This window comes from Vicinamibacterales bacterium (assembly GCA_036504215.1).
Taxonomy (GTDB): Bacteria; Acidobacteriota; Vicinamibacteria; order Vicinamibacterales; family Fen-181; genus FEN-299.
Genome location: DASXVO010000016.1, coordinates 152,975 through 168,963 on the forward strand (window position 1 = coordinate 152,975; position 15,989 = coordinate 168,963).

Sequence of the window (15,989 nt, forward strand, 5' to 3'; positions counted from 1 at the left end):
GTTCCTCCGCGTCCTTTTCCCATGCGCCTGACCCTCATCGACTGGGCCGTCATCGCCGCGTACTTCCTGATCAACATCGGCATCGGTCTCTGGTATCGGAAGCGGGCGACCGGATCGACCGAGGAGTTCTTCGTCGGCGGACGCAACGTGTCGTGGTGGCTGGCCGGCACCAGCATGGTGGCGACCACGTTTGCCGCCGACACGCCGCTCGCCGTGACCGGCCTGGTCGCCGCGTATGGCATCGCCGGCAACTGGCTCTGGTGGAACATGCTCCTGTCGGGCATGCTCACCGTCTTCTTCTTCGCCCGGCTCTGGCGCCGCGCGGGCGTGCTCACCGACGTCGAGTTCGCGGAAATCCGCTATGCGGGCCGGCCCGCGGCGTTCCTTCGCGGATTCCGCGCCCTCTATCTCGGCCTGCCGGTCAACTGCATCATCCTCGGCTGGGTCAACCTGGCGATGGTCAAGATCCTGTTGATCGTCTTCCCCGATCTGTCGCTGGCCGCCGTCGGCGTCACCGATCCGAAGATCGCCGCGCTCATGGTCGTCTTCCTGATCATGCTGCTCACGGCGCTCATCTCGACCCTGTCCGGCCTGTGGGGCGTGCTCGTCACCGACCTGTTCCAGTTCGTCCTCAAGATGGGGATGGTGGTCGTCCTCGCCTGGTTCTCCGTGCGGGCGGTGGGCGGCATCGACATGCTCACCGCAAAGCTCCGGGCGCTCGACGCGGCGCGCGGTGGGCACGGATCCATCTTGTCGTTCACGCCGGACATCGGGTCCGCGTGGATGCCCATGATCGCGTTCTTCGTCTACCTCGCGGTCTCGTGGTGGGCCACGTGGTACCCGGGCGCCGAGCCGGGCGGTGGCGGGTTCGTCGCGCAGCGCATCTTCTGCGCGAAGAACGAGAAGCACTCGCTGCTGGCGACCCTGTGGTTCACCATTGCGCACTACGCCATCCGGCCGTGGCCGTGGATCCTCACGGCGCTGGCTTCGCTGGTGCTCTACCCCACGCTCGCCGACAAGGAGGCCGGCTTCGTCAAGACCATCGTGGACCCCGCGGTCTTCCCGCCCGCGCTTGCGGGCCTCATGATCGCGGCCTTCGCCGCCGCCTACATGTCCACGATCGCGACCCAGCTCAACTGGGGCGCCTCGTACCTGGTGAACGACGTATACCGCCGGTTCCTCGTGACGGACGCGAGCGACCACCACTACGTCCGCGTCTCGCAGTTGGCCACGGTGGGCCTCATGCTGGTGTCGTCCGTGGTCACGTACTACCAGGACTCGATTGCCGGCGCCTGGAAGTTCCTGCTGGCCATCGGCGCGGGGACAGGCAGCGTCTTCATCCTGCGGTGGTTCTGGTGGCGGATCAACGCATGGAGCGAGGTCGTGGCGATGGCGACCTCATTCGCGGTCTCCCTGGTGCTCCAGTTCGTTGTGAGGCTGGACAGCAACAACCCGACCGAGTTCGCCTGGACCGTGCTGATCACCGTTGCCTGCTCGACCATCGCGTGGCTCACCGCCACGTTCGTCACGGCTCCCGAACCAACCGCCACGCTCCTCGCCTTCTATCGGCGCATTCGGCCCGCCTCCGCCTTGTGGGGCCCGATTGCGCGGCAGGCGAGCGACATCGAACCGCAACGCGACACCCTGTCGAACCTCTTCGACTGGCTGGCGGGTTGCGCGATGGTCTATCTGGCGCTGTTCGGGATCGGGCATCTCGTATTCGGCGCCGTGCCGAGGGGGCTCGCGTTCCTTGCGATATCGGCCCTCTCCGGCGCTGCACTATACTGGAACCTCGATAGGCGCGACTGGAAGGTGATCGACGGCTGACGACGCGCATGCACCGGCGTGCGGCGCAGTGCAGGGGCCGTTCGCGAACGGCACCCACGGTTGGATTGCACCGATGAACAGACCAGCCATCCAATGGACTCTGGCGGTGTTGATCACGCTCATCTCGGCAGTCTGGCAGCGGACGACGGGACCGACGTATCCGGCCGGAGGCACGATCAGGCTGGGTGGACAGGAGATCGCGCTCAGACTCGAGCGATCGCACAGCATCACGGAACGCCAGCCGGTGACCGTTGGCGTAGCCGATGTGGCGGTCACGGGCGTCGTCGAGTGGCGCCGCTACCCGAGCGCCGAGGCGTGGCGCACCGAACCGCTGATCCGCCATGGCGGTGTGCTGCAGGCGTTCTTGCCGCCCGCACCCCTGCCGCTGATGCCTCCTGCCGGCAAGCTCGAATACAGAGTCCGGCTGTCCCGCGGCGCCGAGCAGGCGTCATTTCCGCCTCGTCCGGCGGTCACCCGCTTCAAGGGGGATGTCCCCGCGGGCATCCTGATCCCGCACGTGGTCGCGATGTTCTTCGGGATGCTGTTCTCGAACCGAGCCGCCTTCGCGGCGCTCTGGGGCGGGAATGCCCGCATCGCAAGCTTCGTCACGCTGGCGCTGCTGATGGCCGGCGGATTCGTACTGGGCCCAATCGTCCAGAAGTTCGCGTTCGACGCGTACTGGACCGGCATTCCCTGGGGCTACGACCTCACGGACAACAAGACGCTGATCGCCGGCGCCGCCTGGCTGTTCGCCGCGTGGCAGATGCGGGGCAGGCGCCAGGCCAGGATCGCGATCGTGCTGGCCGCGGCCGTCACGCTGGTCGTTTTTGCGATTCCGCACAGCGTCTGGGGGTCGCAGGTGAAGTGGGGCGCGTAGCCGTTCAACTCCAAATTCGTGGATGCGCGCATCCAACGGTGTGGAACGATCCTGGAGATCCGCGCTCAGCGCCGATTTTCTGGCACCCTCTCGGCCGCTGCTATCAGGGGGAATTGTGGCGGCCGCCGGATTCCCGTCGCGCGTGATTTGGGCATGCCCCTTGCATTTTGTTGAGGCAGGACCGAATCCTTGGGCGTTCGTCGACATCCCTCGTCGTATCGTACCTGCCTGAAGGCTACCCTCATTCGGTTTCCATACCAGCAGCGCCGTCCCGGCGGATTCGACGGACGTGTCTCCTCGTGGTCCGTCGATCGGGCTCGGATACCGCTGCGTCTCAGGAGGACTCGTTCATGCGTTACAGAACTCTGTTCGCGCTGGTGATCTGTCTTGTGATGGCGGTGACCGCCTTCGCACAGAATCCTACCGGCACCATCTCCGGCAAGGTACAGGACCCCGAAGGTCTGGCCATGCCGGGCGTCACGGTGACGGCCACGTCGCCCAACCTGCAAGGCGTCCGCACGGTCGTCACGTCGGAGAACGGCGACTACATCTTCCCGCTGCTGCCGGCGGGGGCCTACACGATCACGTTCGAGCTGTCGGGCTTCCGAACCGTGACCGTCAAGCAGACCGTGGCGGTGGCGCAGGCCCATCCGGTCAATATCAAGATGGAGATCCAGACGGTCAGCGAGACCGTCAACGTGGTGGGCAAGGTCGAGACCATCTCGCAGACCGCACAGGTTGCGAGCACCTACAAGTCGGACCTGATTGCGTCGCTGCCAACCAATCGCACGATGGCAGCGGCGGTGGAACTCGCGCCGGGCGTGGCCGCCACCGGCCCGAGTGGCGCGGTGACGATTTCGGGCTCGCTCTCCTACGAAAGCCTCTATCTCGTGAACGGCGTCGTCGTGAACGAGAACCTCCGCGGGCAGTCGCTCGATCTCTTCATCGAAGACGCGCTGCAGGAGACGACGACCTCGACGGCGGCGGTGTCGGCGGAGTACGGCCGGTTCTCGGGCGGCGTGGTGAACTCCATCACGAAGTCCGGCGGCAACGTGTTCAGCGGCAGCTTCCGCACGTCGCTCACCAACGACAACTGGCGCACCGTGTCGCCCTACAACGAGACGAAGACCGATGCGACCGTGCCGACGTATGAATACACCCTCGGAGGACCGATCCTGCTGAACAAGCTGTGGTTCTTCACCGCGGGCCGATTGACCAAGCCGGAAACGGCGCAGAACCTCTTCTACTCGAAGGTCCCCTACATCTTCAAACGCGATCAGAAGCGGCTCGAGGGCAAGCTGACCTATACGTTCAACCAGAATCACAACATCCGCGGCGCCTACACGTACATCAGCGACAAGCAGTACAACAACACGTACTCCACCGCGATGGACGTTGCCAGCCTCTACGACCGCGAGACACCGCAGAGCCTGATTTCGTTGAACTACAACGCGATCCTGTCGCCCCGATTCTTCATCGAAGCGCAGTTCTCGCAGCGCAAGTTCACGTTCGTGGATTCCGGGTCGAAGTACACCGACCCGATCAAGGGCACGCTGCTCATCGACAACACCAACGGCGGCCGGTTCTGGTCGCCGACCTTCTGCGGCGTGTGCGGCGACGAACGGCGCGACAACCGCAACTTCCTGGTCAAGGGATCGTACTTCCTGTCGACGGCCAGGAGCGGCGCGCACAACATGGTCTTCGGCTACGACATGTTCGACGACCAGCGGTTCGTGAACAACCACCAGTCGGGCAGCGACTACCGTGTCTACCTGACCAAGACCGTCATCGGCGCGAATGGGACGATCTATCCGGTGCTCAACAACGACAACACGACCACCATCCAGTGGAACCCGATCCTCGTCGACGCGCAGACGGCGCAGTTCCGCACGTACTCGCTGTACTTCAATGACGCGTGGCGGCTCAACAACAACTTCACGTTCAATCTCGGCGTTCGCTGGGACAAGAACGCCGGCACCGACTCCAACGGCCAGGAAGTCGTGAAGGACAAGAACTTCAGCCCGCGCCTCCAGGCCAGCTACGACCTGAAGGGCAACGGCAAGACCGTGATCAACGCCAGCTACGCGCGGTACGTCATGTCGGTGGCCAACAGCGTCGGCAACTCGGGCGCGGGCGGCGGACAGCCGGCCACGTTCCAGTACTACTATCAGGGCCCGACCATCAACACCGGCAACGGCCCCTACGTGACCTCCGACGTCGCGTTGCAGCAGATGTGGAACTGGTTCAACAACAACGGCGGGACGAACCGCACGTTCATCTCGGCGTCCGTGCCGGGCGTGGACACGAAGATCTCGAGCAACCTGAAGTCGCCGAACACCAACGAGTTCACGATCGGCATGACCCGCCAGCTCGGCAAGGCCACCGTGCGCGCGGACGTCGTGTATCGCAAGTACCAGGACTTCTACAGCAATCGCGTCGACACGACCACCGGCAAGGCAACCGATCCGAAGACGGGCAAAACCTACGACCTGAACGTCGTGGAGAACACGAACGACGTGAAGCGCAACTACAAGGCCCTGAACCTGCAGGCGGCGTGGCGCCTGAACGATCGGATCAACATCGGCGGCAACTACACGCTGTCCTCGGCCTACGGCAACTTCGAGGGCGAGACGGCCACCAACGGCCCGGTGACCGCCGGCATCTCCAGCTACCCTGAGTACAGGAGCGCGTCGTGGAACTATCCGGCCGGCAACCTCAGCATCGACCAGCGTCACAAGGTCCGCGCCTGGTTCGGCTATGACTTCCCGATGTCACCGGTGGCCGGCAAGCTCAACGTGAGCGGCGTGGTCATGGTGCAGAGCGGCACACCGTACGCCGCGGTCGGCTCGGTGGACGTTCGGCCGTACGTGCCCAGCCCCGGCTACATCACACCGCAGGGCGGCAGTTCGGTCAGCTATTACTTCTCGGCGCGCGACGCGTACAGGACCAATACTCGCAAGCGCTTCGACCTCTCCATCAACTACAGCCACAAGTTGGTGGGTCGCTCGCAGCTGTTCGCGCAGGCGCAGGTCTTGAACGTGTTCAACACGTTCGCACTGGAGTACATCGGTGCCATCAACACGACGGTATTGACGGCTCGCAATGACTCCAAGGCGTACGCGAAGTTCAACCCCTTCACCACGACGCCGGTGCAGGGCGTGAACTACGCTTTCGGACCGCAGTTCGGTCAGGCCATCGGCGCCACGGCCTACACGACGCCGCGGACGTTCCGCTGCTCGTTCGGCGTGCGGTTCTAAATCCTGAGCTCCGGGCTCGAGGCTCGATGCCCTGAGCTCTCGGCCGCGGGATGAGGGGCGAGGGAGGCGACTTCCTCGCCCCTTACTCTGTTTCGAGTCCGCCTTCCTCCTTCATCCTTCCTCCTTCATCCTTCCTCCTTCCTCCTGGCCCCAAACATCCCGGTGTCGTATACCAGGGCGGCACTCACCTGTCCGAGCGCAGTGACATCATGCCGGTGACGTCGACGTGCCGGGTTCTCAGCGCCTCGAACTCGAAGCTCTTGTAGTGGACTTTGTTCTGGCTGAAGGACTGTGCCGCGCCAGCCACAGGCAGACCGATCGCGAGCACGGCGGCGAGCAGGACGCCACGCCATCGACACGCGCGCCTCATGACGACTCTTCTGTTAGACGAGGCGGGCGGCCTCCTCGGTCACGTCCTCGACGCACTGGTCGATCTGGGCCTGTCGCGTCCTGAAGCTGAGCACGCAGATGCGGCCGAGGAACCGGTCACCGACCGTGCATCCCGTCAGCATCACGCGCCCTCGGGCGGTCACCCGTTCGAGGAGCAGGCGCGTGGCGGTATTCTGCTGGTCGATGCTCGCACCCCGTGGCTCGACGTGGAACGCGAAGAGCGACAACTGCGGCGGGGCGTCGATCACGAGCCCGGCCACGCGCGCGAGCCGAGCGGCCGCGTCCAGAGCCAGCGTCCGTTTCTCGGCGATCGCCGCGCGCACCCTCTCGACTCCGAACAGCGTGAGGCACAGCCAGACACGAAGGCCCGGGAAGCCGCGCGAGAGGTCCGGGCCGTGCTGGCTCGGATCGTAGAACTCGTCGGCGTCCGGCATGTCGGGCAGGTAGCCGGCAGTAGCCGAGTGCGCGGCCCTCAGCGCCGCCCCATCACGCACGAGGAGCGCGCCGGTTCCGTACGGGAGGAACAGCCCCTTGTGCGGGTCGAGCGTCAGCGAATCGGCGTCGGGAAGTCCCGCCAACAGCGGGCGCAGGTCGGGGACCGCGTGGAAGAACGCTCCATAGGCCCCGTCGACGTGATGCCAGAGTCGCTCCCTCCTGCACAAGGCATTCAACGCGACCAGCGGATCGACCGCTCCGGTGTTCGTCGTGCCGGCGTTGGACACCAGCATGAACGGCGCCAGGCCCGACTGCCGATCTTCTCGAATCGCCGAGTCGAGCGCTGGCACGCGCATCCGGAAGTCGGCGTCCACGTCGATCTCGCGCACCCGGTCGGGCAGGATGCCCGCCAGTTTCGCCGACTTGAGCACCGAGTGGTGTACGTGCGTGGACGTGTACAGCACGCCGTCGCGGATCCGCGGCCCGAGCAGCCGTTCGCGCGCGCACACGATGGCATTGAAGTTGGCCATCGACCCGCCGGTGGTGAGGAGGCCGCGGGCCGTGGGCGGGAACTGCATCCAGTCCCGGAACCAGTCGAGGACGTTGGCTTCGAGTTGCACGAGCGCGGGCGCCGCCTGCCAGATGCCGGTGAACCGGTTGACGCCGTCGCTGATGAAATCGGCGAGTGCCGCCGGGAAGAGGCCGCCTCCCGGAATGAACGCCAGATATCCAGGGGCCGCCGGGTTGAACGAACGGGGAATGATGTCGGCGAACAGTTCGCCGAGCACGTCCTCGAACGGACGCGCCCGCTCGGGCGCGGGCTGGCGAAGCGCGCGGCACAATGCCTCGGCGTGCACGTCGCCGCACGCGGGCAGTTCCGGCAGGCTGGTGATGAAACCGACCACGCGGTCGAGCGCCGCCTCCCCCATCGCCCGCATCTGCTCGGGGGACAGTTCGAGATTCGGAAGATCGTCCGTCATGAGACACCGGAACCGGAATCGGGGCCGGGACCATCTTCCGAGATCGGCGACAGTCGTGTGCGACACGGCCACCAGCCGAAGAGCGAAGATGAGGCCCGACCCCGGGCGAGCGCGCTCTCGAGCGCTCCCCTACTTGATTGTGGCCAGGTTCACCGGCTTCGCGGCGCCGGCGTACAGGCCGTTGAAGAACAGCTTGAACGTGCCGTGCGGCTGGCCCCGGAAGAGCACCTCGGGCCCGAACAACACGACGCGGCCCTTGCCCAGGATCGACTCCGCGATCGCCACACTGCCATCCAGGTAGTTCTGCCCCCAGGCCCAACCGCTCCGCAGCGGTTCCGCGCCGGAATACCACGCCACCGCCCGCGTGCCGCGCAGCGCCGCGTCCGGCAGCAGCTTGAACGCCGGACTGTTGTCGAAGAACACATCCACCTTGTCACCCATACCGTAGGCAAGCGGGATCGTGCTGTCCACGGTCGCCTGCAAGATCGAGCCTGGGATGTAGAACTTGTCGTTCGGCAGTTTCTTCTCGCCGCCAGTGGGACTTCGCTCGACGATCGCATCGGCCAGCGCCAGGCCGAAGTGCTTCGCCACGATCGTCGAGGTGCCAATCGTGATGAGCGTGCCACCCTCCTCGACGAACTTCTTGAGTTGAGGCACGGTCTTGGCCACCGTCACGTTCCCGACCCAGCCCGTGAACTCGGCGGGAATGTTCGCCGGCGCTTGCTCACCATAAGCGCTCCGCTGACCGTCGCGGTCGGGGATCCCGCCATCGACGAAGACGATCACGTCGTACTTGGCGTTGAGGTTGCCGGCGTCCAGGGTCTGCGCGTACACCACCTCGAACGGGAACTGGAACTGCTCGAGCAGCCAGCGCGTCCACCCGGAGGGCATCGACCCGCCGTACCGGTCCCAGAGCGCAATCCGCACGGGACGCAACATCAGCGCTTCACCGGCCGGCTTCACACCCGTCGCCTCGAAAGTCACACCACATTCCGCCGCCAGCTTGTCCAGCACCGGCCGGGTCGTCGGTCTCGCCGGGACGTAGACCGTCCCCGCGGGGAACGTCTTGCCGTTCGCGGTCAGCGCCGACTTCAGCCAGAGCACCTGCTCTTTGGCGGCCAGCAGCTTGTTGGTGGCGATGAAGCCGTCGTTCACCTGGTGACTCATCAGGAAGCCGACCGGTCTGGCCTTCGTCCCGTCCGTCACGACCCTGCCGGCAGGCGCCTTCGCGAAGCCGACGATCTTCTCGAACGGCCCGTCGAAGCCGTCGAGGATGCGGTCGAACTGCACGCCCATCTGGAACGCCAGGGTGTAGCCGGCGCTGTCGTAGGGCGGACGCGGTGGCCCGCCCGGATACGCGAAATCGTTTGGATGATCCTGCGGCTCGAACATGTCGAGCACGTGCGGACGGAACGACTGCGCGGTCTTGACGACGTAGGATCCGGCCGGGTAGCTCTTGCCGTTGACCTGGAACGCCGCGGTGGCGCGCTGAATTGTGATGCCCGTCTTGACGAGCGTGTTGACGAACTTCGTCGCCGTGAGGAAGTCCGGCTGATCGGACGGCAGGATGTAGCCGCGGGGATCGCGAAGCTTCGGTTCGCGTAGCATGTCGAAGTACTTGGCCGGCACCGATTGCCGCCCGCGCGGCCCGCGCCGACCTTCTTCCGCCGCCACGTCCGGCTTCGGCACGGCGGCCTGCACGGCCGCGACCAGTGCGGGATGGGTCGTCCAGCTGTCGCGGCTGCCGCGTTCGATCGAGTTCTTTCCCATCCGATAGAAGTTGTAGAGGAAGTCCTCGCGGTGCTTCGACGCGATGTCGAGCACCGAGCGATTCGCCGTGATCGAATACTCGATCGACTGGCGGAAGTGCCAGACCTTCTGCGGCGCGATCGGGAACGGCAGATCACCGCTCGGCAGCTGCTTCTGCAGCACGAGCGGGATCTCGACCGGCGTCGGGTTGCCAATCGCCTCGGTGAGCAGGCCGATCATGTTGTGGAAGTAGACCGTGGTCCGGAGGCCGCCGTTCCACCACGTCGAGTAGTTGGCACCCGTCCGCATCGTCGCACCGGGCTTGTTCTCGCCGATGAACCGGGCGTGCATGTTCGCGGCGACGAGATCGAGTTCAATCGGCACCAGCGGATCGAAGTTGTAGTTGAACGGATCACGAAACGGCGGCGCGAACAGCACCGTGCCCTCGGGCCCGGTCTGATGGTGGTTGTACATGATCTGCGGGAACCACTCCTGATACAGGATGCGGCTCATCGCTTCGGTTTCCGGCATCGCCACCATGTACGAGTCGCGGTTGTTGTCGTGGCCGGCGTACTTCTGATAGAGCCGCGGCAGGCCGGCCGTTGACCGTTTGGTCGGATCGGCCTCGCGCATGTACCAGTTCGCAACCAGCTCCTGCCCGTCCGGGTTGGCGGGCACGGCCAGCAGGATCACGTCGTTGAGGAACCGCATCGTCTCCGGGTCGGTGCGGCTCACCATCTGATAGACCATCTCGATCAACTGCTGGGAGCCGAGCACTTCGGTCGCGTGCAGGCCGCCGTCGATCCAGATGACCGCCTTGCCCTCGGCCGCCAGCTTGTGGGCCTCGTCGTCGGTCAGGCCTTCGGCCAGCGCCAGTTTCCGCACGATCTCCTTGTACCGATCGAGCTTCTTCAGGTTCTCGGGTGACGTGATGATCGCCATCACCATCGGCCGACCTTCGGCTGTCTTCCCGATGTCGACCAGTTTCATCCGGTCGGATTCCTTTGCGAGCTTGCCCCAGTACGCCTGGAGTTGTGTGTACGACGCCAGGAAGTAGTCATCGCCGACGTTGAAGCCGAGTGCTTCCTTCGGCGTCGTAATCCGCCCTTGCGTGGCCACGGCGAGCGTGAGGCCGAAGACCAGGATCGGGACCAGCAGCGCGGCGCTCCGCGCGCGGGTCAAGTCGGGTGTCCGCATGATGTCCTCTCGGATGTAGGGGGGCGGCCTACGATAGCTCGCTTTCGGGGGTAGCGGGGAGCAAAATCAGCGGGGACGTCCCGGTCAGTCGGGATTCAGGGGGTCGGTCTGCAGTTCTGCTGACAACCGATGGGCCACGATGACATAATCCGCCACCGGACGCCCAGCGATCAGATGCTCCTGGATGATCCGTTCCAGGACAGGAGGATCGCAGTGGTGGTACCAAGTACCTTCCGGGTACACCACGGCAATGGGTCCCCCGGCGCAGATGCGGAGGCAGTTCGCCCGCGTCCGCAGGACGCTGCCCTGGTCCGACAGGTGCAGCTCGCTCAACCGGCGCTTGAGATACTCCCACGCGTGGGTTCCGCGCTCGAGGTCGCAGCACTTGGGCGTCGTCTGTTCGCAGCACAGGAAGATGTGGCGGCGAGCCAATGGGATGCCCACCGCGTCAGCCTTCGCACGAAGCGGCGCGACATCTTCCTCTTCCTCCTTCATCCTTCCTCCTTCCTCCTTCATCCTTCATCCTTCCTACTTCATCCTTTCTGCTTTCTGCTTCCTCCCTGTCAGAACCCCGTCCCGGGCGCGGCGTCGCGGAACGCGGTGCCGGACTGCACGAAGTCGCTCAGCAGCACCATGCGCCCGGCCTTCGCATCCCAGTACTCGGCCTCTTCGACGCGCACCTTGATGAGCGCAATCGATGCGTCATCCGGACCGCCCGGAAGCCACTGCCTGTAGCTGGCGTGCCAGAGCGCCTTCACCTTGGCTGGGTCGTCCACCACGGCGGCAGTCCCAGACGCCCAGACGTACCGGTTGTCGGCCGGCGACACGAACGTGATGTGGACCGCCTGGCGGTCGCGGATCTCACCGGTCTTGTCCGCCATTCGCGCCGTGAGGAACCACAGGTCGCCATCGAACGCCGCACGTTGCGTCACCATGGGGCGGCTCCGCAGCCTCCCCATCCCGGTGGTCGTCAACATCGCCACGGGGATGTCGTTGATCATGCTGGCGAACCGGCCGATGGTGTCTTCGCGCGTCGGGGTCTCCGCCATCGCTGCTCCTCTCGTGTCACGGGTTCATTCTAGGATACCCGAACACGGCCCGTGCCGGGGGTGCTCTATCCAGCGGGCCACAGCCTGAAGTTCTCCAGAATCGATCCGCCGATGAACTCACGCAGGATGGAGTTGTCGGGCACCGGGTCCGGAGAGGCGGGCAGGAACCACTGCAGGAAGGACAGCAGGCGGTTCGCCTGGATGAATTCGGGGGTGTCGTACCGCACCTGCAGCAGGAGCGGCTCGGCGAGCGGCCGCAGCACGGCCAGTTCGTACACGAGCGCGGAGTTGAACACCGCGTCGCTGTTCTCCTGGAATGGGAAGATGTGTTGCTTCTCTCCGTGCGTCACCGCATCCCACCGCTGCAGCGTCTGGGTGGCGTTGTAGCCGCGCGTGGCGGCGTCCCGCACGATGCGTCGAATCAACCGGCAGTCCGTCGTGTTGACGCGGTTGTGGAGATCCAGGTTCAACTGGGTCAGCGCCGACACGTAGATGCGGTACACGCCCTCCGGCGGCACGTTGGGCACCAGCGCCGGATTCAGGCCATGGATCCCCTCCGCGATGATGATGTTGTCGCGGCTGAGCGTCACGGTCTGGCCCGGCTCCCGGCGGCCCGTCTTGAAGACGTAGTGCGGCAACTGCGTCGGCCGGCCAGCGGCCAGGCTCAGGAGGTGCTCGTTGAACAAGCCGACGTCCACCGCCTGGAGGCACTCGTAGTCGTACTGCCCGTTCGCGTCGCGGGGCGTCAGCTCGCGATCGACGAAGTAGTCGTCGATGCCAATCGGAAACGGTCGCCGCCCATTCGCCAGCAACTGCACCGCGATCCGTTTCGAGAAGGTGGTCTTGCCCGATGACGAGGGGCCGGCAATCAAGACGAGCTTGATCCGATCCCCCAGCGCGGCGATCTCCTGCGCGATGTCCGCAATGCGCGCTTCGTGCAGCGCCTCGGCGACGAGCGAGACCTCAGGGAGCTTGCCGGAGGCCACGGCGTCATTGAGCGCGCCGGCGTTGCGGATCCCGAGGCGGTCCAGCCAGTGCCCCGCTTCCTCGAAGACCTGGAACAGCTTCGGATAGGGCATCAGCGGCCCGATCTCGGTCGGCCGGTTCTGATGCGGGAATTGAAGCATGAACCCCGGTGGGAACGCGTGGAGGGCGAAGTGGGCCAGCGACCCGGTCGACGCGACCATGTACCCCTGGAAGTAGTCCTGGCGTCCGCGCAGCGTGTAGAGCGTCACGGTGTGCTTCTGCCGATGGGCCAGCAGGCGCATCGTCTCCCGCCCGCCCCGCGATCCGAAGAGCGCCATCGCGTCCGGCACAGGCATCGCCGTCTTGACGATCGGCGCGTCGGCCGCCACGATCTCGCGCATCCGCGCTTCGATCTGCCACAACTCGAGCTGCGAGAACGGCTCGTGACCACGCACCTCACAGAAGTAGCCGCCGACGGCGGACGCCGAGTGCTCGATGCCGACCTCGGCGCCAGGGAACACCTCGGCCGCGGCCGTCATCAACAGGAACGCCAGCGATCGCCGGTAGATGCGCACGCCGTCACCGTCGGCAGTGGTCACCGGTGTGAGGGTGCAGTCGCCGTTGATCGCCGAGGTCAATTCCCGCAGCTTCCCATCGACCAGCGCCCCGACGACGGGCGGCGTCGAGGCGTCCGGCGGAGTGATGGCGCGGAACAGGTCGGCGATCAGCGTGCCGATCGGGGCCTCGAAGACACGGCCATCTGTGAACGTCACGACCACGTTGGTGCGCGGCGCCGTCGGCCGAATGGGAGAATCGGGCATCTCTGTCTGTGACATCGCGCGAAAATGATAGGTGGCTTGGGGCTACCGGTCAATCACGCCGGCGATCCCCGCGAAGATGTCGGTCAGCGGTCGGTGCGGGAGCGGCGGTCCCCAGGCCTGGCGAAACAGTTCCGTGCTCAGCAACCTGTCTGCGTCGGGCTGCGAGAAGAAGTTGCGCTCGGCGCTGCGATGCTGGGTGGCGTGCGCTCTGAGCGCGGCAGCCTTCTGGTCGCGCCATTCACCGACATCCACCACGAAATCCACACCAGGTTGCTCGGAGAGATCCTCTCGCCGAACGAGCTCCCACGGACGACGGCCCGGTATCCACAACAGGCGCCGGACGAGGTGTGCGGCCCCGAGCCCGGGAAACCAGCGTGCGTCCGCCGCGGCCGCGATCGCGTCCGACGTGAATCGGCTGATCGCGATGTGATCGGGATGCAGGTTGGCGCCGTTCGGATCGAAGGTCACGACCACCGTCGGCCGCGCGCGCCGAAGCAGCCCGACCAGTTGTTCCCGGATGCGCTCCGGGGGCGCCGCCGCCAGCTCTCGATCCCGATGGCCCAGCAGGTGCAGCTCCGAAATCCCGAGCAGGCGCACCGCGTCCCGCAGCTCTCGCTCGCGCACGGCCGGCAGTTCGTCGGGACGGCAGATGGGCGGGTCACCCGGCTTCCCGGATTCGCCGAGCGTCGCCGTCGCCAGCACCACCTTGATGCCGGCACCCGCGCAGCGCGCCGCAAGCCCGCCGGTCAGAAACGTCTCGTCATCCGGATGCGCAAAGCTGAGAAGAAGCGTCTGCACCATGGCCGCATTGTCGCATGGATGTACAATCCCCTTCTTCATTGGAGGATTGCATGTACGCGCTGGCCGTCATTCGGTACCGCCGCCCGGTAGATGAGGTCGTCGAGCATCACCCCGCGCACCGTGAGTATCTGCAGGGACTGAAGCAGCAAGGACTCCTCGTCTGCTCGGGTCCGCTCGAGCCGCGCTTCGGCGGCGCGCTGCTGCTCCGGTTGCCCGACGATCAGATGCCCGGCATCCTCGACACGATCCGCGACAACGACCCGTACACGAAGGCCCGTGTCGGGCAGTACGAGGTGATGGTGTGGAACGTCATCACCGGCCGGGAGGATCTGGATCGCATCTGATACCCCGGCACCGCGAGCCGAGAGCCCAGAGCCATGAATGCCGTCGATATCGGTCCAATTCCGGCCGAACGGCGCACCCAGTCGGCGTGCGATCTCTTTCTGATCTTCGCCTGCGCCAATATCGTCGCCACGACGTTCCAGACCGGCGCGAGCCTGGTGCCGGCCTTCAGCCTGCGGTCGTCGCTCGGCCTGGTGGCCGTCGGGGGCGTCGCAGGTTCGTTGCTCGTCGCCGCACTCGCGTCGGTTGGTCCCCGGCTCGGCGTCCCGTCGGTCATCGCCGCTCGAGCCGCGCTCGGGCTTCGCGGGGCCGGGCTGGTGGCGCTGCTGCTCTACACGACCAACTTCGCGTGGATTGCCGTCAACAACGTGATTGCGGCTTCGGCGTGCGCGAACCTGTTGGGCGGCCCGGGCTCGCAGCGCATCTGGGCGGTCGGACTCGGCATTCTCTCGACGCTCATCGTCGCAGGCGGCCCGCGCCTGGTCGCGCGCGCCGATCGACTGGCCGTGCCGCTGCTCGCGATCGTCGGCTTCGTGCTGACCGTCGCGTGCCTGCGGCTGCCGAGCGGCATCCTCGCGCGCCCGGGTACCGGCGAGATGCCCTGGATTCGCGGTCTCGACATCGTCATCGGCTACCAGGTGTCGTGGATCCTGATGTTCGCCGACTACTCCCGCTACACCGCGTCGCGACGAAGCGGCAGTCTCGCGGTCTTCGCCGGCCTCGCCGCGACGAGCCTCTGGCTCATGCCGCTTGGTGCGATGGCCGCACGCGCGGCCGCCAGCAGCGATCCGGGCGCGATGTTGCAGGCGCTCGGCCTCGGCGTGTCCGGTGCCGTCCTGATGACGGTCGCGACCGTCACCACCAACTTCGTGAACATCTACATGTCGTCGCTGGCCCTCCGCAGCCTCATGCCAAGGGCCAGCGATCAGGCCGCCGTCTGGTCCACCGGGCTGATCGGGGCAGGGCTCAGCGTCTTCTCAGGAGCCTGGCTCGTCCGGTATGCGAGCTTCATGCTGGTGCTCGGGGGCGTGCTCGTTCCGGTCGGAGGGGTGCTGCTCGCGCGCTTCTTCCTGATGGCGAAGCCGGTGGAGGCGGCGGCGCTCTACGATCGCGCAGGACCGTGTGCCCGCCATGCCGGGTTCGACGTCGCCGGCTTGCTGGGATGGGCGGCTGGGGCGGCCACCTACTACGCGGCCGCCGGCATCGGCGGCACGCTGCCGTCGCTCGTCGTGTCTGTCGTCGTGTGCGTGCTGATCGACCGGCTGCCACACCGCTCGAGCGTACCGGACTGAATGACG

At 65.9% G+C, this 15,989-nt stretch carries 12 protein-coding genes; 5 read left to right on the forward strand and 7 right to left on the reverse strand.

Annotated elements, in window-relative coordinates; all coding sequences use genetic code 11:
- Positions 1–21: 21 nt before the first annotated feature.
- The 3 genes from VGK32_03225 to VGK32_03235 all read left to right on the forward strand — a co-directional run bounded on the left by VGK32_03225 (position 22) and on the right by VGK32_03235 (position 5,961).
- Entirely contained in the window at positions 22–1,827 is a 1,806-nt protein-coding gene (locus VGK32_03225) for a sodium:solute symporter family protein (protein ID HEY3380751.1), read from the forward strand.
- Between the two features lie 73 nt (positions 1,828–1,900).
- A complete protein-coding gene (locus tag VGK32_03230; GenBank protein HEY3380752.1) occupies positions 1,901–2,704 on the forward strand; it encodes a hypothetical protein in 804 nt (267 codons plus the stop codon).
- A gap of 350 nt (positions 2,705–3,054) precedes the next feature.
- On the forward strand, positions 3,055–5,961 hold the full coding sequence (locus VGK32_03235; GenBank protein HEY3380753.1) for a TonB-dependent receptor: 2,907 nt from the start codon (positions 3,055–3,057) through the stop codon (positions 5,959–5,961).
- A gap of 184 nt (positions 5,962–6,145) precedes the next feature.
- Here the strand turns inward: VGK32_03235 and VGK32_03240 are convergent, their stop codons facing one another.
- From VGK32_03240 to VGK32_03270, 7 genes are all read right to left on the reverse strand, one after another.
- Positions 6,146–6,331 (reverse strand): hypothetical protein, encoded by a 186-nt coding sequence (locus tag VGK32_03240; protein HEY3380754.1) that lies wholly within the window; start codon positions 6,329–6,331, stop codon positions 6,146–6,148.
- A gap of 13 nt (positions 6,332–6,344) precedes the next feature.
- Complete coding sequence (locus VGK32_03245) at positions 6,345–7,766, reverse strand: aminotransferase class V-fold PLP-dependent enzyme (GenBank protein ID HEY3380755.1); 1,422 nt, start codon at positions 7,764–7,766, stop codon at positions 6,345–6,347.
- Positions 7,767–7,895: 129 nt separating this feature from the next.
- Positions 7,896–10,712, reverse strand: coding sequence for a M14 metallopeptidase family protein (locus tag VGK32_03250; protein HEY3380756.1), 2,817 nt, complete (start codon positions 10,710–10,712; stop codon positions 7,896–7,898).
- 84 nt (positions 10,713–10,796) lie between these two features.
- The gene (locus tag VGK32_03255; GenBank protein HEY3380757.1) at positions 10,797–11,207 is read right to left on the reverse strand and encodes a hypothetical protein; all 411 of its coding nucleotides are present in this window, start codon (positions 11,205–11,207) and stop codon (positions 10,797–10,799) included.
- Positions 11,208–11,275: 68 nt separating this feature from the next.
- Complete coding sequence (locus VGK32_03260; protein ID HEY3380758.1) at positions 11,276–11,761, reverse strand: pyridoxamine 5'-phosphate oxidase family protein; 486 nt, start codon at positions 11,759–11,761, stop codon at positions 11,276–11,278.
- A 65-nt stretch (positions 11,762–11,826) separates the two neighbouring features.
- Positions 11,827–13,548: a hypothetical protein gene (locus tag VGK32_03265; protein ID HEY3380759.1), complete on the reverse strand. Its 1,722-nt coding sequence runs from the start codon at positions 13,546–13,548 to the stop codon at positions 11,827–11,829.
- Between the two features lie 42 nt (positions 13,549–13,590).
- Positions 13,591–14,349, reverse strand: a complete 759-nt coding sequence (locus VGK32_03270; GenBank protein ID HEY3380760.1) for a PIG-L deacetylase family protein — start codon at positions 14,347–14,349, stop codon at positions 13,591–13,593.
- A gap of 50 nt (positions 14,350–14,399) precedes the next feature.
- Between VGK32_03270 and VGK32_03275 the strand changes: the two genes are divergently transcribed.
- Both VGK32_03275 and VGK32_03280 read left to right on the forward strand, forming a co-directional pair.
- The gene (locus VGK32_03275) at positions 14,400–14,693 is read left to right on the forward strand and encodes a YciI family protein (protein HEY3380761.1); all 294 of its coding nucleotides are present in this window, start codon (positions 14,400–14,402) and stop codon (positions 14,691–14,693) included.
- A 33-nt stretch (positions 14,694–14,726) separates the two neighbouring features.
- Positions 14,727–15,983 carry a cytosine permease gene (locus VGK32_03280; GenBank protein ID HEY3380762.1) on the forward strand — a complete coding sequence of 419 codons (1,257 nt, stop codon included), beginning with the start codon at positions 14,727–14,729 and terminating at the stop codon, positions 15,981–15,983.
- Positions 15,984–15,989 lie beyond the last annotated feature (6 nt).